This window comes from Streptococcus sp. 3.1, from assembly GCF_016648915.1.
GTDB lineage: Bacteria > Bacillota > Bacilli > Lactobacillales > Streptococcaceae > Streptococcus > Streptococcus salivarius_E.
This window is the reverse complement of sequence record NZ_JACLQV010000003.1, coordinates 189,978-212,749: the sequence shown is the minus strand read 5'-3', so window position 1 is coordinate 212,749 and position 22,772 is coordinate 189,978. Positions and strand designations below refer to the sequence as shown.

The 22,772-nt window shown below is 39.2% G+C and carries 20 protein-coding genes; 3 read left to right on the top strand and 17 right to left on the bottom strand.

Features of this window, described 5'->3' with window-relative positions; all coding sequences use genetic code 11:
- Positions 1 to 288 precede the first annotated feature (288 nt).
- The 3 genes from hpf to H7U02_RS03365 form a co-directional block, all read right to left on the bottom strand.
- Complete coding sequence (gene hpf, locus H7U02_RS03375) at positions 289 to 837, bottom strand: ribosome hibernation-promoting factor, HPF/YfiA family (protein WP_002883786.1); 549 nt, start codon at positions 835 to 837, stop codon at positions 289 to 291.
- A gap of 78 nt (positions 838 to 915) precedes the next feature.
- A complete protein-coding gene (locus tag H7U02_RS03370; RefSeq protein WP_195187835.1) occupies positions 916 to 1,578 on the bottom strand; it encodes a ComF family protein in 663 nt (220 codons plus the stop codon).
- Positions 1,559 to 2,878: a DEAD/DEAH box helicase gene (locus tag H7U02_RS03365; protein ID WP_201042781.1), complete on the bottom strand. Its 1,320-nt coding sequence runs from the start codon at positions 2,876 to 2,878 to the stop codon at positions 1,559 to 1,561. Before H7U02_RS03365 ends, H7U02_RS03370 begins: the two co-directional genes overlap by 20 nt.
- A gap of 54 nt (positions 2,879 to 2,932) precedes the next feature.
- On the opposite strand from H7U02_RS03365, the gene H7U02_RS03360 reads away from it, so the two are divergent.
- Together H7U02_RS03360 and cysK are read left to right on the top strand one after the other, a co-directional pair.
- Positions 2,933 to 3,559, top strand: a complete 627-nt coding sequence (locus H7U02_RS03360) for a YigZ family protein (protein WP_084870205.1) — start codon at positions 2,933 to 2,935, stop codon at positions 3,557 to 3,559.
- Between the two features lie 101 nt (positions 3,560 to 3,660).
- On the top strand, positions 3,661 to 4,587 hold the full coding sequence (cysK, locus tag H7U02_RS03355; RefSeq protein WP_002883742.1) for a cysteine synthase A: 927 nt from the start codon (positions 3,661 to 3,663) through the stop codon (positions 4,585 to 4,587).
- 183 nt (positions 4,588 to 4,770) lie between these two features.
- Here the strand turns inward: cysK and H7U02_RS03350 are convergent, their stop codons facing one another.
- The 11 genes from H7U02_RS03350 to H7U02_RS03300 form a co-directional block, all read right to left on the bottom strand.
- Positions 4,771 to 5,430: a CBS and ACT domain-containing protein gene (locus H7U02_RS03350; protein WP_195914704.1), complete on the bottom strand. Its 660-nt coding sequence runs from the start codon at positions 5,428 to 5,430 to the stop codon at positions 4,771 to 4,773.
- Positions 5,431 to 5,564: 134 nt separating this feature from the next.
- Positions 5,565 to 6,275, bottom strand: coding sequence for an ABC transporter ATP-binding protein (locus tag H7U02_RS03345; protein ID WP_002883761.1), 711 nt, complete (start codon positions 6,273 to 6,275; stop codon positions 5,565 to 5,567).
- Positions 6,275 to 7,039: an ABC transporter ATP-binding protein gene (locus H7U02_RS03340; RefSeq protein ID WP_002883723.1), complete on the bottom strand. Its 765-nt coding sequence runs from the start codon at positions 7,037 to 7,039 to the stop codon at positions 6,275 to 6,277. The genes H7U02_RS03345 and H7U02_RS03340 overlap by 1 nt, the downstream gene beginning before the upstream one ends.
- Positions 7,040 to 7,041: 2 nt before the next feature.
- On the bottom strand, positions 7,042 to 7,992 hold the full coding sequence (locus tag H7U02_RS03335; RefSeq protein ID WP_080611201.1) for a branched-chain amino acid ABC transporter permease: 951 nt from the start codon (positions 7,990 to 7,992) through the stop codon (positions 7,042 to 7,044).
- A 3-nt stretch (positions 7,993 to 7,995) separates the two neighbouring features.
- The gene (locus H7U02_RS03330) at positions 7,996 to 8,880 is read right to left on the bottom strand and encodes a branched-chain amino acid ABC transporter permease (RefSeq protein WP_002883743.1); all 885 of its coding nucleotides are present in this window, start codon (positions 8,878 to 8,880) and stop codon (positions 7,996 to 7,998) included.
- Positions 8,881 to 8,923: 43 nt separating this feature from the next.
- Entirely contained in the window at positions 8,924 to 10,099 is a 1,176-nt protein-coding gene (locus tag H7U02_RS03325) for an ABC transporter substrate-binding protein (protein ID WP_070838925.1), read from the bottom strand.
- A gap of 154 nt (positions 10,100 to 10,253) precedes the next feature.
- A complete protein-coding gene (locus H7U02_RS03320) occupies positions 10,254 to 10,535 on the bottom strand; it encodes a DUF2129 domain-containing protein (RefSeq protein WP_110980895.1) in 282 nt (93 codons plus the stop codon).
- Complete coding sequence (locus tag H7U02_RS03315) at positions 10,528 to 10,977, bottom strand: YlbF family regulator (protein WP_110980896.1); 450 nt, start codon at positions 10,975 to 10,977, stop codon at positions 10,528 to 10,530. The genes H7U02_RS03320 and H7U02_RS03315 overlap by 8 nt, the downstream gene beginning before the upstream one ends.
- A gap of 85 nt (positions 10,978 to 11,062) precedes the next feature.
- On the bottom strand, positions 11,063 to 11,653 hold the full coding sequence (locus H7U02_RS03310) for an ATP-dependent Clp protease proteolytic subunit (protein ID WP_002883818.1): 591 nt from the start codon (positions 11,651 to 11,653) through the stop codon (positions 11,063 to 11,065).
- Between the two features lie 173 nt (positions 11,654 to 11,826).
- Positions 11,827 to 12,456 (bottom strand): uracil phosphoribosyltransferase, encoded by a 630-nt coding sequence (upp, locus tag H7U02_RS03305; protein ID WP_002883819.1) that lies wholly within the window; start codon positions 12,454 to 12,456, stop codon positions 11,827 to 11,829.
- Positions 12,457 to 12,545: 89 nt separating this feature from the next.
- Positions 12,546 to 15,461 carry a glycoside hydrolase family 68 protein gene (locus tag H7U02_RS03300; protein WP_110980897.1) on the bottom strand — a complete coding sequence of 972 codons (2,916 nt, stop codon included), beginning with the start codon at positions 15,459 to 15,461 and terminating at the stop codon, positions 12,546 to 12,548.
- A 277-nt stretch (positions 15,462 to 15,738) separates the two neighbouring features.
- Between H7U02_RS03300 and H7U02_RS03295 the strand changes: the two genes are divergently transcribed.
- Positions 15,739 to 17,343 (top strand): glycoside hydrolase family 32 protein, encoded by a 1,605-nt coding sequence (locus tag H7U02_RS03295; RefSeq protein WP_311637300.1) that lies wholly within the window; start codon positions 15,739 to 15,741, stop codon positions 17,341 to 17,343.
- A gap of 35 nt (positions 17,344 to 17,378) precedes the next feature.
- Here H7U02_RS03295 and H7U02_RS03290 read toward each other — a convergent pair whose 3' ends face one another.
- The 3 genes from H7U02_RS03290 to H7U02_RS03280 form a co-directional block, all read right to left on the bottom strand.
- Positions 17,379 to 18,542, bottom strand: a complete 1,164-nt coding sequence (locus tag H7U02_RS03290; RefSeq protein WP_110980899.1) for a MalY/PatB family protein — start codon at positions 18,540 to 18,542, stop codon at positions 17,379 to 17,381.
- Positions 18,543 to 18,552: 10 nt separating this feature from the next.
- On the bottom strand, positions 18,553 to 19,647 hold the full coding sequence (locus tag H7U02_RS03285; protein ID WP_201042780.1) for a cystathionine gamma-synthase: 1,095 nt from the start codon (positions 19,645 to 19,647) through the stop codon (positions 18,553 to 18,555).
- Positions 19,648 to 19,940: 293 nt separating this feature from the next.
- A complete protein-coding gene (locus H7U02_RS03280; RefSeq protein WP_129852165.1) occupies positions 19,941 to 22,721 on the bottom strand; it encodes a cation-translocating P-type ATPase in 2,781 nt (926 codons plus the stop codon).
- Positions 22,722 to 22,772: the final 51 nt, after the last annotated feature.

The following is a 22,772-nucleotide window of genomic DNA, read 5'->3' as shown; positions in this document are numbered from 1 at the left end:
CTCTCTTAAGACAACTCCTATATTCTAGCAAATCTAGAATAGCTTGTCAACACTTTTTTTGAAGTTTTTTCACTTCTTGGTGTTGGCTGCTCCTTCCGAAACAGCTTATTTATAATATCATCTCTGGCCTGTCTTGTCAATAACTTTTTTAAAGTTTTGGAACCTTTTCAAGTTTGTGGCAAGTCAGTTAAGACAACTTTTATATCTTATCACCCAAATAAATTCTTGTCAATAGGGTTTTTGAAAAAAATAAAGGAAGCATGTCTCTCAACCTACTTCCCTTCTTTTTTATTTAGCTTCAATCAAACCGTAGTTTCCGTCTTCTCGTTTATAGAGAACATTAGTTGTATGATCTTCACTATCAGTATAGATAAAGAAGTCATGACCCAACAATTCCATTTGAAGGATAGCTTCTTCAACATCCATTGGTTTCAACTCAATGTTTTTAGTTCTTACAACTTCAACAGCTGGTGCTTCTTCAACTTGTTCGTTATTAAAATCAGCTGAGAATACTTCTCCTGTTGGAACTTTTTCACGATGCTTACGTGCAATTTTTGTTTTGTTTTTACGGATTTGTCTTTCAATCTTATCAACCACCAGGTCAATAGAACCATACATATCTTGCGAAACATCTTCTGCTCTCAGTGTTACAGAACCTGTTGGAATAGTAACCTCTACTTTAGCTGTCTTTTCGCGATAAACCTTAAGATTTACACGTGCGTTCAATTCTTGGTCTTCGTTGAAGTATTTTTCAACTTTGCTAAGTTTACTTTCAACATAGTCACGAAGTGCTTCAGTTACTTCGATGTTTTCGCCACGGATACTATATTTAATCATAAAAGACCTCTTTCTCGCTTGTTAGCGTTTTCTTTATCTATATTATATCCTTTTCATGAAAATTTGCAAGGATTTTTATTATCTAGCTAGTGAAAAGGTCAAAACTTCTTTAATACCTATAGCTTCTAATAGTTGAACCATATGATATAAAGTGGATCCTGTTGTATAGATATCATCCACTATAATAATCTTATCTGGTACATCTATACCTTTCTTGAGACAGAAGGCATTATCTTGACTTAAACGCTCCTCACGTGTTTTCGATGATTGCTTCTCAATATCTCTTTTCTCAAAGATATCCTGATAGGGAATTCCCTCTATTAATCCCTCAACTTGGTTGAACCCTCTTTCTACCAAGCGTTCTTCCGACAATGGGACCGGCACTATGGTATAACCTTTTTTAAAAAATCGTTTTAAATTATTTTTTATATCTTTTTGAAATGTTTTTCTAAGACAATAGTCTCCCATAAATTTATAGCGGCTAAAATAATCTTTCATGTTTTCTTCATAGCGATAAATGGCAAGGTGCTTAGGAATATAGCCTTTTTTCATCCAAAGTTTACAATCAATACAGGTATCTCTATGTAACTCCTTATTACAATTTCGACATCTTTCTTTTGAAAGTTTTTTAAACTGATTTTTACAAGATACGCAGGAGTACTCTTCTCTCTGGTTAAACGTAATCAGGTCTCTTAATTTTGGCACTGATTCAATCCAGTCATTACATAGTAGACACTTCATTGTTAAATCCTCCTTTTTTATTCATAACCTTTATTTCTTCTCGACAACGAAGCATAGATTTGGATAGTCCTTCATGAAAGAAATAAAGCTTCCCTGTCGGTCTATCTGGGGATCTTCCAACTCGACCTCCTATCTGAATAAGACTCGAACTAGTGTATAAGTGATGATTTGCCATACAAACAAAAACATCTACTTGTGGAAAGGTTACACCACGTTCAAGGATAGTTGTTGTCACTAAGATGGATAACTCTTTTTCCCGGAACTGCTCTACGGTAGCTGAGCGCTCCTCGCTTTTTGAAGAAACAAAGGCCATTTTTTCATCTGGAAGACATTTTTGTAGAATATTGGTAAACTTTTCACCTATCGCTATATTTGGGAAAAAGATTAATAGAGGAAACTTTGATTTACGTTGCTTTTTAATCTGATAAAGAAGAGGCCTTGGAAGCTTGCCTCTCATTAGAGATTTTTGTAATCTTCCCTGCCAGCAGAATTTAGGAAGTACTAAAGGATTTCCATGGAAACGTCTGGCAAGGTGATGCTTTTCTAAAGCTCCAAGTCGCACTTGCTCCTCTAAAGATAATGTAGAAGTCGCTGTTAAATAAATATAGCGACCGGTTTCGGTCTTTGCCTGCTCCACAGCATGATTTAACATGACATTTCCTACAAAAGGGAATGCATCAACCTCATCAACGATAACTAGGTCAAAGTTCTGGTAAAACTTTAGTAGTTGATGGGTGGTAGCTATTACAAGCGGACTACCATCATATGGTTCACTCTCAGCATGAAGCAGAGAAATACTACAAGTAAAATCCCTCTGCATACGAAGAAATAACTCTCGACAAACATCAACCCGAGGACTTGCGATAGCTACATTACCTTTACTTTCAAGAACATAGGCAACGATTTTATAAATCATCTCAGTCTTCCCAGCACCGGTCACAGCATGTACGAGGCTGTCTTTCTGTTTTTGATATGTTTCTAAAAGCTTCTCTGAGACCTCAGCTTGATAGGGAGTCAGTTCCCCCAACCACTTCAAAACAGGAAATTCAATTTCAGATGTTTTTGAAGGAAAATAATAAAGTTCTTTTCCTTCTTGGTTTCTGCCAAAGACAATACATGCTCTGCAATAATACTGACCTCCCGGTAATTGCCAATCTTCCTCTATCTGACTGTAACATCTTTTACATCTAAGTTGTTTATCGACCTTTATCATGCTTTCTAATGTAAAAGCCTCTGAGTGATAGTCCACTGGCAACTGTTCTTTCGTAAATAGTCGTCCATAATATTCTTTAGGTACCATATCTTTCTATTCGAAAATATGTTTGCATTCATCTTTTTATGATAAAATTTTTTTATGGATTACAAAACTATTGCCAACGATGGAATCGTTGAAGAAGAAATAAAAAAATCTCGTTTTATTTGTCACTTGAAACGTATTAGCAGTGAGGAAGAAGGGAGAGAGTATATCGCTCAGATTAAGAAAGAGCATCACAAGGCTAATCATTCTTGCTCTGCAATGATTGTTGGAGATGATGGTCAAATTAAGCGTTCCAGTGATGATGGCGAACCTTCTGGAACAGCTGGTGTGCCTATGCTTACTGTTCTAGAAAAACAAGGACTTACAAATGTCGTAGCTGTTGTGACTCGTTATTTTGGAGGAATCAAACTTGGGGCAGGTGGTCTTATCCGCGCTTACTCTGGTAGCGTTGCCCATGCTGTTGAAGAAATTGGTCGAGTGGAAGTCAAGGAATTAACAGGACTAACCGTAGAGTTAACCTACTCTCAGTACCAAGTCTTCTCCAACTTCCTTGAAAAAGAAGGACTCCAAGAATTTGATACAACTTTCTTATCAGATGTTTCTACTACTTTATTTGTCGAAGAGTCTGAGATTAAAAGACTCAGTCAGGAACTAACCGAATTCTATCAAGGGAAAGTCACTTATGAAAAATCTGGAAAGAAAATCGTTGAAATTCCTATCTGATAGTCAAACGTTATCACAGTGATAAAGAAGATGTATTTTACAAGTTGAGCCTACCGTCGTATACTTAAAACCATCAATCAAAGATTAAGAGGATTTTAAATATGACAATTTACAACTCAATCACTGAACTTGTTGGAAAAACACCTGTTATTAAACTTAACTCTATTGTTCCAGAAGGATCAGCAGATGTTTACGTTAAACTCGAAGCCTTTAACCCTGGTTCTTCAGTAAAAGACCGTATTGCTCTTCGAATGATTGAAGATGCTGAAAAAGCTGGTACGATTAAACCTGGTGATACCATTGTTGAACCAACTTCAGGTAACACTGGTATTGGTCTCGCTTGGGTTGGTGCTGCTAAAGGCTATAAAGTTGTTATCGTAATGCCTGACACAATGAGTGTTGAACGTCGTAAAATCATCCAAGCTTATGGAGCTGAACTTGTATTGACTCCTGGTAGCGAAGGAATGAAGGGTGCGATTGCTAAGGCTAAAGAAGTTGCTGCTGAACGCAATGGTTGGGTACCACTTCAATTTGCTAACCCATCAAACCCAGCTGTTCACGCAGCTACAACTGGTCAAGAAATTCTTGAAGATTTTGGTGCAGAAGGTTTGGATGCCTTTGTTGCTGGTATCGGTACTGGTGGTACTATTTCAGGTGTTTCAAAAACCCTTAAGGCTGCCAATCCAAATATCAAGGTTTATGGTATTGAAGCTGACGAATCTGCCGTCTTGAATGGTGATAAACCAGGACCACACAAAATCCAAGGTATCTCAACTGGTTTCATTCCTGACACATTGGATACAAAATCATATGACAGTGTTGTGCGTATTCCTTCTGATGAAGCTATCGCAACATCACGTACATTGGGTAGCCAAGAAGGTTTCCTAGCTGGTATCTCATCAGGTGCTGCTATTGCTGCCGCCCTTAAGGTTGCCGCTGAGCTTGGCGAAGGCAAAAAAGTCTTGACACTCTTGCCTGACAATGGTGAGCGTTACCTCTCTACAACACTTTACGATTTTCAAGACTAATAAAAAAGAAGCTAGAACATAATGTTCTAGCCTCTTTTTATTGTATAAAGTTCAAGCCTGTAGTTCATTAATTACTAGAAATAGCAAGGATAATAATCTCATTTCCACTGAACTGTTCCTACAAACTTTCTATTTTTTGGGATAACTAAAGTCTTAAGAATTTAGTTTGTTTTATCCTTTTTATTAGTCTAACTCTTTTGCTTCTGTTTCTGCAATTTCAGTAACTGTAAATCCTGCTTCTACAAAAACTTTCTTGAGTTGTTCAATTCCAATCTCTCCTTCAACTTGGAGTTCGACACGAAGTATAGTGTCATTTTTAGGCGCAACAATTGTACGTTCGATGTTGAGATTCTCACTAGCGATAAGGTTCGCAATTTTTTCCAAAACACGTGGAGTATCTGGAACTTCCAACCCAATACGAATTCCAGCTTGACCATAACCAGAAATTTCTAAGAAAGCACGAAAGACATCTTTATCTGTGATAATTCCTGAAATTTGGTCATTGTCCACAACTGGAAGAACTCCAACTTTATTTTGAAGCATGATATAGATTGCATCCTCAAGGCTAGCATATTTGGAAACAGTGAGGACATTCTTAATCATGATATCTCCTACCTTTGTCTTATTAAGGAGATAGTTCATTTCATAAATTGACAAGCTTGTTGCTTTTGATGGTGAAGCCTCCGCCATTGTACCTTCTGTAATAAGCCCAACAAGTTTATCGTGTTCAATTACCGGCAAACGTCGCAACCCTTTATCACGCATAATATCTGCAGCTGCTGCAACTGTTGTTTCTGGTGAGACATAAACCACACGTTTCGTCATAAAATCTTTTACTGCCATGTTTCATTTTCCTCCGAATGATTTCTTACTTGTATTATACCACACTAATTGTAACCGATTGCAATATTTTACTGAAAAATTAGTATTTTACAATCAGTATGAGACGATAGAAAAACGCCCTTGGGCGCTTTTTCTTATCCTCCAAGATAGGCTTTACGAACTTCATCTGATGCAAGAAGTTCTTCACCAGTACCTGAAAGAACCACTTTACCAGTTTCAAGAACGTAACCACGGTCTGCAATTGACAAAGCCTTATTGGCATTTTGCTCGATCAAAAGAACGGTAGTCCCTTGTGCCTTAATATCTTCGATAATATCAAAAATTTCCTGAATAAAGATTGGAGCAAGTCCCATTGAAGGCTCATCCAAAAGCAAAAGTTTTGGACGACTCATAAGGGCACGGCCCATTGCAAGCATTTGTTGTTCACCACCAGAAAGTGTCGCTGCATCTTGATTCTTACGTTCTTCTAGGCGCGGGAAACGTTGGAAGACTTTTTTCAAGAGAGCTGCGTTCTCTTCTTTATTTGTATGAAGGAAAGCTCCCATTTCAAGATTTTCCATTACGGTTAATCCTGCAAATACATGACGTCCCTCAGGTACTTGAGCTAAACCTTCAGCAACAATCTTACGTGCAGGTGTTTTATGGATATCATTTCCGAGATAAGAAATGGTTCCCTCAGTTGGACGAACAAGACCTGAGATTGTACGAAGAATTGATGTCTTACCTGCACCGTTAGCACCGATTAGAGTTACAACTTCACCTTCATTAACTTCAAAGCTGACGTTTTTAACAGCTTCAATAGATCCATATTTAATTGAGAGATTTTCAACTTTCAACATAGCCATTATGCTTCACCTCCCAAGTAAGCTTCAATAACGCGTTTGTTATTCTTAATTTCATCAGGTGTTCCTTCTGCAATCAAGCGTCCGTATTCCAAAACATAGATACGCTCAGTAACATCCATGACCAAACTCATATCATGTTCAATCAAGATGATTGTAATACCGAAGTCTTTTTGAATTTGACGAATATGAGCAGTCAATTCAGCTGTTTCTTGTGGGTTCATACCCGCAGCTGGTTCATCAAGGAAAAGGATTTTTGGTTCTGTTGCAAGCGCACGAACAATTTCCAAATGACGTTGTTGTCCGTAAGCCAAGTTTTTCGCAAGTGTATCTGCCTCTCCATCCAAGTTGAAGATAGCCAAGAGTTTCATAGCTTTTGCTTTTAACTCTTCCTCACTTGAATAGTACTTAGGCAAACGCAAAAGAGATGCAAAGAAATTTGAAGGTTGCTTATTTGACAAACCAACAAGAACATTTTCAAGCACAGTCATGTCTTTGAAAAGACGGATATTTTGGAAAGTACGTGACAAACCGAGTGAAGCGATTTTATACGGTGCCTTACCATTTAGGACTGTACCATCAAGTGTAACCGTTCCTTCACTTGGCTCATAGACGCCTGTCAAAAGGTTGAACAAGGTTGTTTTACCAGCTCCGTTTGGTCCGATAAGCCCAACCAACTCACCTTCATTGAGTTCCATTGAAACATCACCAACGGCAGTCAAACCACCGAAGTTTTTAGTTAGATTTTTAACTTCAAGAAGTGCCATTTTTATTTGCCCTCCTTAGATTTATTGAAGAATTTTGAGAGATAGAGTTCTTTTGTTCCAAGAAGTCCACCTGGACGGAAGAGCATTACAAGAATCAAAGCCAAGGCGTAAATAATCATACGAAGGTTTGAAACATTTTGTAGGAACATGTTGATAATACCAAGAACAACAGCGGCAATGATAGTACCTGTGATAGATCCAAGACCACCAAGAACGGCAATGATAAGGTAATCAATTGATTTCATGATAGTGAAGTCTTTTGGCACGACTGTACCAATGTAGCTGACATAAAGTGAGCCAGCAATCGCTGAAATCATGGCACCGATAACAAAGATAAGAACCTTCATTTTTGTGACATTAACACCCATTGACTCAGCAGCAATTTCATCTTCACGAAGAGTGATTGCTTGACGTCCAGTTGCTGAACGTAAGAAATTAAGCACCAAAATTGTAATGATTACCACAAAGAAATAAATCACAGGCCAACTAGTATAAGGAAGGATACCTGTCAAACCAGCGGCACCATTGGTCAATTCACCACCATTAACGATAATGATACGGATGATTTCAGCCATACCAAGAGTTGCAATGGCAAGGTAGTCACCTTTCAAACGAAGGGTAGGTAGACCAAAGATAAGGGCAACAATAGCTGCGATGATGACACCGACAACCATTGAGAGGTAGAAACCGTCATATGTTGGCATCATACCAGTGATGATAGCTGATGAATAGGCACCAATTGCCATGAAACCAGCTTGCCCAAGTGTAAATTGCCCTGAGAAACCAAGAACCAAGTTAGTACCAAGTCCCATAAGGATTGAGATGCCAATCCCCATTAAGATTTGGATGTAGTAAAGGTTCATGATACCTGAAAGTTCAAGAGCTTTCAAGATAAGGAAGAGCCCAATGATAAGACCAAACCAAATAAGGTTTACTTTTAGATTTTTCTTCATGTCTTACACCTTCTCTTTCACATTTTTACCGAGGATACCCGCTGGGCGAACCAAAAGGATAACAATCAAGACACCATAAACGATGGCATCACGGTAACTTGACAAACCAATTGCAGTTGATAATGTCTCCAAAATACCGATAACAAATCCACCAAGTGCTGCACCAGGGATAATACCGATACCACCAAGAACAGCGGCAACAAAGGCTTTAATACCTGGCGTCATACCCATAAGAGGTTCGATAGAGTTATAGTAAAGACCAATAAGGACACCCGCTGCCCCTGCTAGTGATGATCCAAGAGCAAAAGTGAAGCTAATAGTGTTATTAACATTAATACCCATCAATTCAGCGGCATCACTGTCTACAGATACGGCACGCATAGCTTTACCCATCTTAGTCTTTTTAACAATCAATTGAAGAGCAACCATAAGGACAAGGGCAACTACCAAGATAAGCAATTGCACATTTGTTACAGAGATTGATCCAAGATGATAAGTCTTAATCGCAATCTTTTGAGGGAATGAACGTGTATCTGCACCTACAAAGAGAACCATGATGTACTCAAGGAAGAATGAGACACCGATAGCCGTAATCAAGGCAGAAATACGTGTCGAATTACGGAGTGGGCGATAAGCCAAGAACTCAATGACAACCCCTAAAATCGCACAGACAAGCATAGCAAAGACAAGGGCAACCCAGAAATTCATTCCAAGGCTATTAATCGCATAGTAACCAACGAAGGCACCCATCATATAGATGTCTCCATGGGCGAAGTTAATCAATTTGATAATCCCATAAACCATGGTATATCCAAGGGCAAGTAGGGCATAGATACTACCCAAGATGATACCATTGACTAGTTGTTGGGGAAGTTGTTCAAAAAACATATATAACCAAACTTTCTAGTTCATTTTCAATATTGATAACAGATTATTTTTCAATTTCAACGGCTTCCGCTGAAACTTCTTCACCATTATCTCTTTTAACCATAAGAGCTGCTTTAATAGGGTTATGATCCTTATCAATCGTCATTTTACCTGTAACCCCGACAAAGTTTTTCAAATGTGCTAAGTTATCAGCAATATCAACTGATGTTTTCGCATCTTTAGATGCTTCTGCAATCATATAAACTGAATCGTACGCTAGAGCAGCAAACATATTTGGTTCAGTTTTGTAAGCTTTTTTATATGCTTCGATGAATCCTGATGCTTTGTCAGAAAGAGAAACATTTGTTGAATACCCTGATACATAGTAGACGTTTGAAGCATTCTTTTTACCTGCAAGCTCAGTAAATTTCGCATCACTGAATCCGTCAGGTCCTAGAATTGGTTTATCAATTCCAAGGTCACGTGCTTGTTTAGTGATAATACCAGTCTCAGTATAGTAACCAGGCATTACAATCGCATCATAATCAAGGTCTTTAAATTTAGTCAAAGCTGACTGATAGTCCTTGTCACCTGAAGCAAAGGTAGCTTCAGTAACGATTTGACCTTTATATTCACGCTTGAATTCATCCGCAATCCCCTTAGCATAATCCGAAGCATTATCATAGTAGAGAACTACTTTCTTAGCATTCAAATTATTGTAAGAATAAGTTGCCAAAACTTTACCTTGGTAGCTATCTTTAAAGGTTGTACGGAAAACAAATTTCTTAGCTCCGTTAGCATCTACCGTAAGGTCATCCTGAGTACCAGAAGGTGTCAACAAAGGAACCCCTGTTTTTTGTGATACGAGGCTAGCCGCAGCGACAGCACCTGATGTCGCTGGACCAACGATAGCATTTACATTACTCTGAATAGCCAAGTTCGTTGAAGAGGTTGAAGCTTCAGCGTTTTCAGATTTATTATCTTTTGTGACAAGCTCAAGTTTTTTGCCATCGACGCCACCAGCTTTGTTAATTTCATCAACAGCCAACTTAATACCATTTTGCTCTGCCTTACCATAGGCTGCAACGGCACCTGTCAACTCCATATTAACACCAATTTTGATGGTATCGCCAATCTTAGTACCATTGGCATTAGCAGTCACATCTGGTGACTTGCCACAGGCAACCAAGAAAATGGAAGCAAAAAAGGCTAACACAATAAGTGTGATCTTTTTAGACATAAGATTTCTCCTTAATATTTTCTTAAAAAAGTCCACCTTATAGCTTACAGAATTATCAGACAATTGTCAACTACACACAACTAAGCTTTAGCGGCAGTAATCGTTTCCATTGCTTTAAGAATAACTCTTATTAAAGAAAAAAACTTTTCTCTTATTAAAGAGAAAAGTTCTTAAACGGTTCAGGGACTGAGGTGTCATAACGTTCCAGACTACCTACAAAGTCCATATCAATATCAGAATAGTAAGAAGGCAGAGCTTTTTTCACTGCTTTCATTCCATCTAGCTCTTTCAAAATATCCTCGACCTTGTCCTCATCTACATAAAGGTGCACATAACGCATCTTAAAAGAATGGTAGACAACATCCCCAAACTTGGCAATTTTACGTAAGTCTCTATTGTAGTATAAATAAACAATAATGCCTTGACGCTTAATCATGACTCATCTTCTCCTTTATGTTAGTGTCTCCCTTTTTATGATGTGGTTTATGAGGGGCAAGAGGTAGCCCAGTATCAATAAAAATCTGATTTGAAACAGCTTGGGCAATCTCCTCACCAAGATTGGCTAAAATAGTCTGTAAATCGAACTCTGCCTGACGATAGCCAATAACCACCTCGTTTAAATCAATTTGGCGCTTCATTCGCAAAACCTGACGTTTCAACTCTCTCACATCTGGTCTAAAAGCCTCATACGCCTTAGCAGCATCATAGCTATCTTTTAATTCTTGAAATGCAAAGAGTTGCTCTTGAAGTTCTCTGTCATTTTCGAATTTCTGGCGTTTCAAACGATAATTCTCTACCTCAGGTAGCTTTAGAAAATACGAAACAAGACACTCTATAGCTTGATCAATCGCAAGCAACTCCTCATTGATTATTAACATGCTTTCTATTATAACACAAAAAGCCAGATGAAACGGTCCTTATACAACCGATTTGCATCTGACTTTTATTTAAGACAAGCTCAGTTTATTTTAATTGGTTATTAGCCATGATTTCATCGATGAAACCATATTCAAGCGTTTCTTGAGCACTCATCCAATTGTCACGTTCAGCGTCTACATGAACTTTTTCAATTGGTTGTCCAGAATTATCTGCCAAGATTTGCTCCAAATTATTACGTGTCTTGAGCAAGTGTTCAGCTGCGATAGCCATGTCTGTTTGTTGCGTACCGCCACCAGTACCACCCATTGGTTGGTGAATCATGTACTCTGCATTTGGCAACATGAAACGTTTACCTTTGGTACCGCTTGAAGCGATAATTGTTCCCATAGATGCTGCCATCCCCATAACGATAGTCTGAACATCAGACTTGATGAAGTTCATTGTATCAACAATGGCAAGACCTGCCGAAACGGATCCACCTGGTGTATTAACATAAAGATAGATATCTTTTGTATTGTCTTGAGCATCCAAGAACAAAAGTTGGGCGATAATTGAGTTTGCCATATTATCTTCAACAGGACCTGTTAACATGATGATACGATCCTTGAGCAAACGTGAGTAAATATCATAAGAACGCTCACCGCGTGATGTTTGTTCAATTACTACAGGAATCATATGAATCCTCCTTTTAATATTGTCTTGATGCTATTATATGATTTTAGTCAAATTAGGTCAAATAAAAAACATCATTCTTAGCACTCTTTTCAAAAGAGTGCTAAACTCCCCTAAACCAATCTCACTTAAAACTTATTAATCTAGTAAAAAAAGGGAAATTTTCCCTTTTCAACTTATTTTGTACCAAAGAGACGGTCACCTGCATCTCCAAGACCTGGAACAATATAACCGTTTTCATTAAGTTTCTCATCCAAAGATGCTGTGTAGATATCGATATCTGGGTGAGCATCTTGCAATTTTTTGACACCTTCTGGTGCTGCAACTAAGCAAACAAACTTGATATTAGCTGCACCACGTTTTTTAAGTGAGTCTACTGCCAAGATTGCTGAACCACCAGTCGCAAGCATAGGGTCTACTACAAAAATCTGACGTTGATCAATGTCTTCTGGTAATTTAACCAAGTACTCAACCGGCTCAAGAGTTTCCTCGTCACGATACATACCAATATGACCAACTTTAGCTGCTGGTACAAGGCTAAGGAAACCATCGACCATACCAATACCCGCACGAAGAATTGGAACAATCGCCAATTTCTTACCAGAAAGTTGTTTTTGTACAGTTTTGGTAATTGGTGTTTGAATTTCAACCTCTTCGAGAGGAAGGTCACGAGACACTTCGTAACCCATGAGCATAGCAATTTCATTAACTAGCTCACGGAAGTCCTTAGTAGAAGTATCCTCACGACGGAGGATTGAAAGTTTATGTTGAATCAGTGGATGTGAAATAACTTGAAATTTACCCATAATAGTTTCTTCCTTTGCTTTATATTCACTCCATTATATCAAAAAGGCAAAAAAAACGCTTGCTTTACTGCAAACGTTTTTGAAAAGGATTATTTTTTAGGCAAATGAATCTTTCCTGTGACCAAACCATAGCCAAGAAGAGCTAGACTTGCAATTGCTGCAAAGATAGTCGCCAAGATTGAAAGAATGTTGCTCTTTGAACCTTCTGAATCACTTGGTGTCTTAGGAGTCGTAGCAAGTTTGGCAGCAACTTTAGTATTGTTGTCTTTACTTGACTCATCAGACTTAGTTACTTCATCAGCTTTAGCGACTCCGTGAGACTGAACTTCCTCTTCAGACTTAGCTGGTTTTGGAGCTTCTGTTTCAGTGACAGACTCTTCTTTAACAGGAGTCGTTGAAACAGTTGGTCCAGTTGCTACAATAGCCTCTGGTACTGGTGACGCAATCTCTGTAGCTTGAGCTACTGGACGACGGTCACCCACAGAACCCTCTGTTGAAGGTTTCGCAGGAACCTCTACATGATGATCATCTGATGAATTATTATCATTAGATGGGCGATCTGTGAAATAAGGGAACGGATTACGAACTGGAGAATCTGGATTCGTCGGCGTTGCTGGTTTATCTTCTTTATTAGTTGATGGTTGATTATTGTCTGCTGGTTTAGAAGGTGTATCTGGTTTGTTAGACTTATCATCAACAGAATGATTACCTTCTGTTGGACTTACTGGTGTTTCTGGCTTATCTGCCTTCTTGTCTTTACCATCTTTAACAGTTACAGTCAAGACACCGTGAGCTTCAGAAACGCCTGTTGAACCATCAACTGTAGGATAAGTATGTGGTTTAAGACCATAACCCGATACCGCATAATAATCTACATTAAAGTCCTCGTTTGGCAATTTAGCACTGTTTTGATCGCCTACGTGTACCAAGCTTTCACTAGATTTATCCCAAATCCAGTCACCTTGATTCGTCATCTTAGGAAGAACTTCTGTAGTATCATCTGCATTCATCTTGATAAGGAAGCTTGGAGCCCATGTTGATTTATTCTCAGCACCGGCAATTCCACCACGGTTAGTCATGTAAGAAGTTACCAAAAGAGTATCTGATGAGCCTTCAACAGGAACCGCATAGTAAGAATAGGTAGATGTACGCCAGTCAGCTGGTACAGAGGCTGTCAAAACCACACCTGAGCCATTAAGCGGACGATATTCTCCACGGAGGCTATCTGATACGAATCCGAGCATGACAACGTCATCACCGACAGCTTCACGCGCTGCTACAGTACCTTCAGCATCCGTAGATTTATTGATACGTGAAGCAGTGAAGAGGTAATACTTGTTACCCATCTTAACAACACTTGGACGTTCTACTTCATCAGTAACCAAGTGGCTAGTAACAAGTGGTGTGTAAAGTTCAGCTACAGATGGATTTTTCTCATTGTCGTCAAGTTTCAAGATACCAATAGAACCATTTGCCCATGAAGCAAGGTTATAAAGGTGTTTATTATTGACAATATTGAGGAATGACTTAAGGTTAAAGGCGTCATCTCCTCCATAGTTTGACCAGTTGTAGATTTGTTTTTCGCCTTGGTAGTTTTCGTCACCTGTATTTGATTCGAAAATAAGGTAGCGGCTACCGTTATCTTCAATGATGTGTGGGTCACGAAGACAGTAGTTATCTGTACGGTCTGGATTTCCATCGTGGTTGTGGTCATCGTTGAAAGTACTCATGAATTTTGGATAACTTTGATAATGATAGTTATCCCCACCAAAGAGAATGTGGTCATTTTCAACTGACTTGATAACAACTTCATCGTTTTCAACAGCTAGGTTAAGTGTAGCACTAGCCAATTGTTGCCAGTTCAATTTACCGCCACTAGTATCATTCTTAGTGTAGTAAAGTTGGATACTACCGTCAGAGTTTACCGTCGCTGAACCTGACCATTGTTGGTCATCTTCAAGGGCATTATAACCAAAGATTGGACCCGCATTTTTCCAATGTGTAAAGTCATTATCTCCATATTTACTATAGAGCAAGTAAATGTGGTTTGAGTTTTTATTTGGTGCACCGGCCATTGAAATGACTAACTGGTAACCGTTCCAGTTACTTACTACACCTGACTCAGCATCTTGGACTGGCCAAGAATCCCAAACGTCGATTTCTTCTTTTTCCATTGTTTGGGCATCAACAGTGTTGAAAGCAGGCATATTGATGATTGTATCTGCTTTAAAGTAAGGAACTGCCAATTTGCTGTCTTGCTTCAAGAAGCTAGCAACGATATCTTTCAAGTTACGGTAAGTCAAGCTAGTACCTGTACCCTTGATTGCATCATCACTAAAGTCAACTTTATTAAGTGCTTTAATTTCTTCCTCAGTCAAGGCAACGATTTGATCTGAGGTCATATTATCTTCAACAATAGACTTGATACGACCGTTAAGTTTGCTAAGGTTTGCATTAGCAGCACTGTTTTCAGTAGGTTTAAGGGCTACTTCAGTGTGTGTATCAGCTGTTTCTGAGCTTGCTGTTGAAGTTGGTGCTTCTACTGCAGCCTCTGATGTATGAGCTGGAGCAGAAACCGCAGCAACCGTTTCTGAAGGTGTTGTTGCATCTGATGAAGATGTCACTACTGTGCTAGACGCCTTTTCTTCGACTACTGATGGAGTTGTGTTGCTTGGTTGTGTCTCTGTAACTGGTGTAGTTACAACCTCTGAATGTGCAACTGAAGATTCAACTGCTTCTGAAGTTGCCACACTTGTTGCTGTTTCACTGGCTACCGTTAGAGATGCTGTGCTTGTTTCTGGTGTTGCTGTCGCAGTAGCTACCGCTGGTGCTGTTTCTGTAACTTGATCAGCTTTTACCTGAGTGGCACCCAAAAATGCCAAGGTACCAACGAGCGCTGATGTTGCCCCTACTGTGGCAACCTTACGGATGCTATAACGCATCTTTTTGCACTCTGCTTGCTTTGGTGCTACTGTATTTGACTGTGAATTAACTGTACTATCCATATTAAACTCTCCTTTTAGGTTTTCACATGTTTTATTCTATCATTTTTTAATCTAAATTCCAATCTTTTTTTAATGACAAATTTATATTTTTTGTAAAAAACTATTTTTTTGTTAAAATAATAACTACAAAATAAGTAATTTTATCAGGAAATATCACTATATGGAATCAAAATATTCACCTCTAATTTTAGCTCTCGTTTTTTTAATTTTATTTTTTGTTTTTATAATAAAAAATGAGAACGCTAACAATCCTTCCCAAAAAACAAATAGGGTTTCTGTGAGTCAAACCTTTCATCTAGCATCTCATAAAGGATGGTCTAACGACCTACAGACTATCGTGTGGAATCAAGAAAAAAATTACTATGATATCTATTTTCTACATTCTGTAGATGGGGCTACTGATCCTTTTGGACCTAGCGGTCAAGATTGGATACATACAACGACTAAAGATTTTATCACCTATAGTAAACAAGAGACTGCTATACCAGCAAAGGGTGGTGACTCTAAAGAAGGATGGCATTCTGCTTGGACAGGGAGTGTAGTCACAGATAGTCAGGGGATTTCTGGTATCCAAAACGAAGAACCTGTCGCCTATTTTACAGGGCTCATGGATGATGGAAGCCAGGCAATCTATGCTAGTGAGTCAAACGACAAGGGAGCTAGCTTTACTAAAGCCTTAAAAGATGGTAAACCTTTATTGACAAAGGAACAATCCTATAATGGTAAGGACTTCCGCGATCCTTATGTCTTCCACTTCAAAGACAAATTACTCATGTATGTCGCTGAAGGTGACGCCTTAGGTGTTTATCAATCTCAAGATGGTATCAACTGGACCAAAGCAGATAGCAAGGGAGACTCCAAAATCCTACCCGAAACATTTTTTAAGGGTCGTAACTGGCAGGACAACGCTCCTATCGAGTGTCCCGTTCTAAAAACAATGACAACAACTGATGATCGGGACAAGCAAGTTCTCTTTTTTGGAGCTAAGGATACAGCCTCAGGTGAAACAACTGGAACCTACTATACTGTAGGGCATTTAGATGATAAAGGCTTATTTATTGCAGACACAGAAACGAAACGCTTAGATCAAGGCTCAGACTATTATGGCGCTAACTTCACTGGAAGCGATCGAATTGAAGAAAGCAACCATAACCTTATCAGTCTTGGCTGGGTTGGTAATTGGAACTACTTCACGTCAGGCATTCACAGTGACCAAGAGGCCAAGAGTGATTTTCTAAAAACTATCGGTTTTTACACTACACCCAGACAGCTACAGCTAGATAAGAACAATATTATTCAGTCTGCTCCCCTCTATAAAAATGAACAATTAGCCCTCAAAAATCAAAACGGCAACATTTCGAGTCAAAGGCCACTCACCAGTGACAATAGAAAACCTTGGATTGATAAAAGTCACAATCAGAATGCTAATGGCCTTCTTGACCTTGCTGGAAAAAATAGTTCAGGGTATTACCAACTGCATTTTTCAAATATTAAGAAAGAAGGAGGCTATATCTACATTGATATCTGGCAAGGCTCTGATTACGTTAAAATCGCCTACCAAATAACAAGTGGTACCTATCAGGTCTCTGCTTATGCTGCTGAACTGAGCAACAGCATGGATGGCAGTCAAGTTGCTTCTTCTTACTATTACGATGGACTCTTGGGAAATGGTCAAGGTTATCAAGCTGACAGTCGCTATAAGGAAACTGATAATATTACTATAACGCTTATTACAGACAATCGTAGCTTGGAAATCTTCTTTCCAAATGGCCAAACCTACACTCTAGCTAGGTTTAATACTTCTGGCAAGCAAGATGTCAAGGTCTTCTCCACTCAGAAAGACCTTCTACTAAACTTGAAAATCTACGATATGCACTCATAAGAATAAGAAAAGTGATGCAAATAGCATCACTTTTCTTATTTTCCAAAGACAGAAACGAGACGTTTCACCCCTTCTGCAACAACAGTAGTCGGTGTAGCTACGTTAAAACGGAAATGTTTTTCTCCTTCGGAACCAAAGGTAATACCGTCATTTAGCACTACCTTGGCTTCTTCTTTAAGCAAGCGTCCAAGTTCATTATGGTCTTGAACGTAGGCTGAAAAATCAAGCCAGACCAAGTAGGTTCCCTCAGGTTTCATGACTTTGATATTAGTCTTTTCACTAAGTTCCTTGGTTAAAAGGTCAATATTAGTTTCAAAGACAGTCTTCAATTCCTCTAACCAAGGTTTCCCATAGGTCAAAGCTGCTTGCGTTGTAATCAAACCAATGGTTGGAATTTCATGTTGATTATTTGCCAATTGCTTTTGTTTAAAGGCTTTACGTAAGTATTCATTTTCAATGATGGTAAAACTATTTTTGGTACCAGCAATATTAAAGGTTTTAGTGGCCGAACTAAGTACCAAGGTAAAGTCCTTGTAAGCATCTGAAATGGTATTCATAGAAATGTGCTTATTCCCATATAAGGCTAAATCTTGGTGGATTTCATCCGATACTAAAAGGACACCATGTTTTTGGCAGAGGTCTGCCACCTTGGTCAATTCTTCCTTAGTCCAGACACGCCCACCTGGGTTATGTGGGCTACAGAAAACATAAAGTTTAACCTCATTATCGACGATATCACGTTCCAATTGTTCAAAATCAATTTCGAAATGCCCATTAACCTTAACAAGACTATTTTCAATCAACTGACGATTATTCAAACGGACAGAACGAGCAAAAGGCGGATAAACTGGTGTGTTGATGAGAACAGCATCGCCTTCTTTCGTAAAGGCTTGAATAGCTGTTGAAATGGCTGGAACAACACCTTCAATGAGCACAATACTTTCTTTATCAACGACGTAACCATGTTGATTTTTTTCCCAATTAATAATGGACTGATAAAGCTCATCACTTGGATAAGGATAACCAAAAATATGTGTCTCAGCATAGTTGATGACTGCATCCCTAATCTCAGGAACAGGTAGGAAGTCCATATCAGCAACCCAAAGCTCAAGGAGTTCTGGATTACTTTCAGCTTCGTGCCATTTCATGGTGTTTTGATTCAAGCGATTTGGTTGTGTTGTAAAATCATAACGTGTCATAGATAACTCCTTAAAGACTAAGGGCATTTTCCAAGTCAGCAATCAAATCTTGTGCTGCTTCAATACCAATTGAAAGACGAAGCAAGTCATCTGTCAAACCATAGGAAGCACGTACATCACCTGGAATATCTGCGTGGGTTTGTGTCGTTGGGTAGGTAATCAAGCTTTCGACACCACCTAGGCTCTCCGCAAAGGTAAAGACCTTTAGAGAATTGATAATGGTTGGAATCTTGTCTTGATCAGCCACTTTGAAGGAAATCATCCCACCCTTGCCTGGATAGAGAACTTCCTTAACAGCCGGTGACTTTTCTAAGAAAGCTACAACTTCTTGAGCATTAGCTGTCGATGCCTCCATACGAAGTTTTAAGGTCTTAAGACCACGCATGAGCATATAGCTATCAAATGGTGATAAGGTAGGACCAGTCGTATTGAGGTTATAATAAAGTTTATCGTAGAATTCTTGGTTACTAGTCACAACAACACCAGCCAAAACATCATTATGCCCTGATAGGTATTTAGTAGCTGAATGTACAACGATATCAGCACCTTGAGTAATCGGGGTTTGATAGATTGGGCTATAGAAAGTATTATCAACAATAACCACCGCACCCTTGTCATGAGCAATTTTGGCCACTTTTTCAATATCAAACTCAATCATAAGTGGGTTTGTCGGTGTTTCGATGTAGACAATATCGGTATCTTCTGTAATAGCCGCAATCATCTCATCTTCTGTATTTGTGTATTCAAAAAAGAAACGCCCTTCTTTTTCCTTGTCATTAAACCAACGGAAAGAACCTCCGTAAAGGTCACGCGCAGCTACAACCTTACTGCCTACTGGGAAAATTTCAAAGGCCAAAACAATGGCGCTCATCCCTGAACTTGTCGCAATAGCATAATCTGCTTTTTCAATAGCTGCAAGTGTTTTTTCCACTGTTGCGCGTGTTGGATTTTTAGTTCGTGTATAGTCAAAACCAGTAGAATGGCCAAATTCTGGATGTTGGTAAGTTGTTGAAAAATGAATTGGTGAAGCCAAGGCTCCTGTTGCTTCATCCGAATTGATTCCTGCGTGTGCCAAAATGGTTTCTAATTGATATTCTTGTGTCATAATGCGCCCTTTCTACATGGTAAAGTGGATATACTCCATATCTATGACCTCTATTTTATCACTATTTTCTGAAAATAATGGTAAGTTCATCATACGGATTCTTGATAGTTAGTTATAGTTTATTTCTATAACCTAAAAAGACAGATAGATGCTGACTATAATTTAAAATAAGCCCAATTTTTGAGATTGTCAAAAGTAGGTTTTCAAGCATCAAAAAGTGCCTGAAATATCATAGTTTCAAGCACTAAGAAATGATTTAAAAGTCTTGCTTCAATCTAAGGTATGCCACTGACTTACTTTTTATCAAATAAGCGATATCTGATTTCTTCCAAAGCCATAATAACAAACGGACAAGCAAGTAAATAGAGCCAATCATCAAGTCCAATAGGTGCAGTGTTAAATAGCGTGTGGAAGAAAGGCACGTAAGACAGGATGATAAAGAGAACAATTTCTAAAACAATCCCTAAGCTAATAATCCGATTAGCAAATGGTTTAACTTGGAATATAGACCCTCTACCTTTACGACTATTCATAGCCATACCAATTTGGGTAAAGATAATAGCACCTAAGGTCATGGTAGTTGCCTCTCGATAGAGAGGACCTGAGCTGGCCAAATGGTTTAAGTTACCTTGATTAACCCAATAATTAAGGAAGAAAGCCCCCATAGCTAAGGCTGCTTCAATCAGTCCATACCAGAAAAAAGCTTTAATCAATAATTGTCGATTGAGCAAGCGATCTGAAAGACGTCTTGGCGGTCTATCCATAACGCCCTCTTCAGGTGGTTCAACCCCCAATCCCAAAGCAGGTACCATATCTGTCCCCAAGTCAATAGCTAGGATTTGCATAACCGTTAAGGGAAGAGGTATGCGTCCCAAAGAGAACAAGAAGAAAGCAGAGGGTACGGCTTCTGGCGTGTTGGAATTAAAAATATAAGTCAGGAATTTTTGAATATTTCTATAAACTGCACGACCTTCTTCGACAGCATGAACAATAGAAGCAAAATGATCATCTGTTAAGATCATATCTGCAGATTCCTTGGCAACATCAGTTCCTGATACCCCCATAGCTACACCGATATCAGCTTTTTTAAGGGCAGGGGCGTCATTAACACCATCACCAGTAACAGCGACAACTTCACCAAGCTCTTGAAGGGCATTGACCACACGGTATTTTTGTTCAGGAGCCACACGAGCAAAAACGATTTCGCCTTTAAGAGCTTCTTTAAGCTGATTGTCATCCATACCAGCTAGTTCAAGGCCTGAAACAACACGCGCATCGTCTCCTTGTACAATTCCGATTTTCTTAGCAATGCTAAGAGCTGTCAAACCATAATCACCTGTCACCATGATAATACGAATACTAGCTCTATGGCATTTTTCAATGGCTTCACGCACACCCTGACGTGGCGGATCACTCATGGCAACCAAGCCTAGAAAGACCATATTGTCCTCCAAGGTCTGCATGTCCCATTTGTCTTCTCCAATATGCTCACTGTCTAAAGGTCTATAGGCCACAGCTAAAACACGTAAACCGTCTCGGGCAAACTGGTCGTTGGCCGCAAGGATAGCCTGACGCTCAGTAGCTGTCAATGATTTAATCATTCCTTGATTATCATAATAGTCTGAGCAAAGCTCCATCACTTCTTTCGGAGCACCTTTGGTGATAGAAATATGCTGACTGCCATCTAATCCTAACTCAAGCTTATGCACTGTTGTCATCCGTTTACGATCAGAATCAAAGGGGATTTCCTTGAGGCGAGGGGCCCAAGTATGATTGTCATTTAAATTAATTCCTGCTTTTTCGGCGAGAACATTAAGACAAGCCTCAGTTGGATCACCTAAAATTGTAAAATTGGGATTATCAGCACTAGGGGCCACAACTTGAGCATTACTAGCCAAATGAGAGAATCGTACCAAACGATTAAGAAGCTCATTGTCTTCAAGAGAAATAGGTCGTCCTTCCTGCTCAATCTGTCCTTCTGATGCATAACCTAGCCCAGTTACCTCATAACTGTCTGACAAAGTCCACAGATGGTTAACCGTCATGGCATTTTGCGTCAAAGTCCCTGTTTTATCCGAACAAATAACAGAAGTTGCTCCCAACGTCTCAACCGAAGACAGTTTCTTAACCAAAGCATGGTCCTTAGCCATGCGCTGAACGGCCATGGCTAAAGATAGAGTAACTGTGGGAAGAAGTCCTTCAGGAATAAAGGCCACAATCATCCCCAATGCAAAAATAAAGGCTTGAGACAAAGGCTGATGGACAAATAGAGTCGCTGCCACCATAAAGAAGAGACCTACAGACACCGCAATAACTGAAATCTGTTTAGTCAAATGGTCTAATTCTTTCTGAAGGGGACTCTTTTCCTGAGCAAGATTCTGTGTCAAATCCGCAATCTGTCCAAACTCAGTTTTCATCCCGATAGCAGATACTATAAAATGTCCAGAACCAGAAGAGACAGTAGTCCCTGCAAATACCATATTGTCATACTCTAACTCAGTCTTATCGGGAGTCAAATCTGCTTGATCTGACTTATAAATAGGATTAGACTCACCAGTGAGGGCAGACTGGTTAACCTGCAAATCTGTCACAGCGACCAAGCGTCCATCTGCAGAAATACGGTCTCCTTCTTCAATGAAAACCAAGTCACCTGGCACCAAGTCCTGAGCTAGAATCTTATCCTCCTTACCATCACGAAGAACTCGCGCATAGGCTGGAAGAAGCTTATTAAGAGCTGCCGTCGCCTGACTTGCCCTATATTCTTGAATAAAGCTAAAGAGACCATTAATAATGTTGACCAACCAAATTGCAATCCCCAACTCTAAGCTATGAGAAAGCATGGCGATAAAGCCACCGACCCACAATAAGAGCGCCATAAGACTAGTAAAATGCCTGAAAAAGACCAACCAAATAGGCTCCTTTTTACTTTCCTTCAATTGGTTAGGGCCATACGTCGCCTGCCTCTCCTTAACCTCTTGTAAGCTCAAACCTTGAGTGCTTGTCTGCAAGACTTGGTAAACTTGTTCGGGAGGATAGGTCCCTAATTTTATATGTTCTTGTCTAGAATCAACCATAATCCTTTCCTCGATTCTAAATCATTAAAACGATTTCATTTTTTCACCCCT

Bases quoted from the DNA above. Each gene is read 5' to 3' on its own strand.
- hpf (WP_002883786.1), bottom strand. From the start codon at position 837: ATGATTAAATATAGTATCCGTGGCGAAAACATCGAAGTAACTGAAGCA.
- H7U02_RS03370 (WP_195187835.1), bottom strand. From the start codon at position 1,578: ATGAAGTGTCTACTATGTAATGACTGGATTGAATCAGTGCCAAAATTA.
- H7U02_RS03365 (WP_201042781.1), bottom strand. From the start codon at position 2,878: ATGGTACCTAAAGAATATTATGGACGACTATTTACGAAAGAACAGTTG.
- H7U02_RS03360 (WP_084870205.1), top strand. From the start codon at position 2,933: ATGGATTACAAAACTATTGCCAACGATGGAATCGTTGAAGAAGAAATA.
- cysK (WP_002883742.1), top strand. From the start codon at position 3,661: ATGACAATTTACAACTCAATCACTGAACTTGTTGGAAAAACACCTGTT.
- H7U02_RS03350 (WP_195914704.1), bottom strand. From the start codon at position 5,430: ATGGCAGTAAAAGATTTTATGACGAAACGTGTGGTTTATGTCTCACCA.
- H7U02_RS03345 (WP_002883761.1), bottom strand. From the start codon at position 6,275: ATGGCTATGTTGAAAGTTGAAAATCTCTCAATTAAATATGGATCTATT.
- H7U02_RS03340 (WP_002883723.1), bottom strand. From the start codon at position 7,039: ATGGCACTTCTTGAAGTTAAAAATCTAACTAAAAACTTCGGTGGTTTG.
- H7U02_RS03335 (WP_080611201.1), bottom strand. From the start codon at position 7,992: ATGAAGAAAAATCTAAAAGTAAACCTTATTTGGTTTGGTCTTATCATT.
- H7U02_RS03330 (WP_002883743.1), bottom strand. From the start codon at position 8,880: ATGTTTTTTGAACAACTTCCCCAACAACTAGTCAATGGTATCATCTTG.
- H7U02_RS03325 (WP_070838925.1), bottom strand. From the start codon at position 10,099: ATGTCTAAAAAGATCACACTTATTGTGTTAGCCTTTTTTGCTTCCATT.
- H7U02_RS03320 (WP_110980895.1), bottom strand. From the start codon at position 10,535: ATGATTAAGCGTCAAGGCATTATTGTTTATTTATACTACAATAGAGAC.
- H7U02_RS03315 (WP_110980896.1), bottom strand. From the start codon at position 10,977: ATGTTAATAATCAATGAGGAGTTGCTTGCGATTGATCAAGCTATAGAG.
- H7U02_RS03310 (WP_002883818.1), bottom strand. From the start codon at position 11,653: ATGATTCCTGTAGTAATTGAACAAACATCACGCGGTGAGCGTTCTTAT.
- upp (WP_002883819.1), bottom strand. From the start codon at position 12,456: ATGGGTAAATTTCAAGTTATTTCACATCCACTGATTCAACATAAACTT.
- H7U02_RS03300 (WP_110980897.1), bottom strand. From the start codon at position 15,461: ATGGATAGTACAGTTAATTCACAGTCAAATACAGTAGCACCAAAGCAA.
- H7U02_RS03290 (WP_110980899.1), bottom strand. From the start codon at position 18,542: ATGACACGTTATGATTTTACAACACAACCAAATCGCTTGAATCAAAAC.
- H7U02_RS03285 (WP_201042780.1), bottom strand. From the start codon at position 19,647: ATGACACAAGAATATCAATTAGAAACCATTTTGGCACACGCAGGAATC.
- H7U02_RS03280 (WP_129852165.1), bottom strand. From the start codon at position 22,721: ATGGTTGATTCTAGACAAGAACATATAAAATTAGGGACCTATCCTCCC.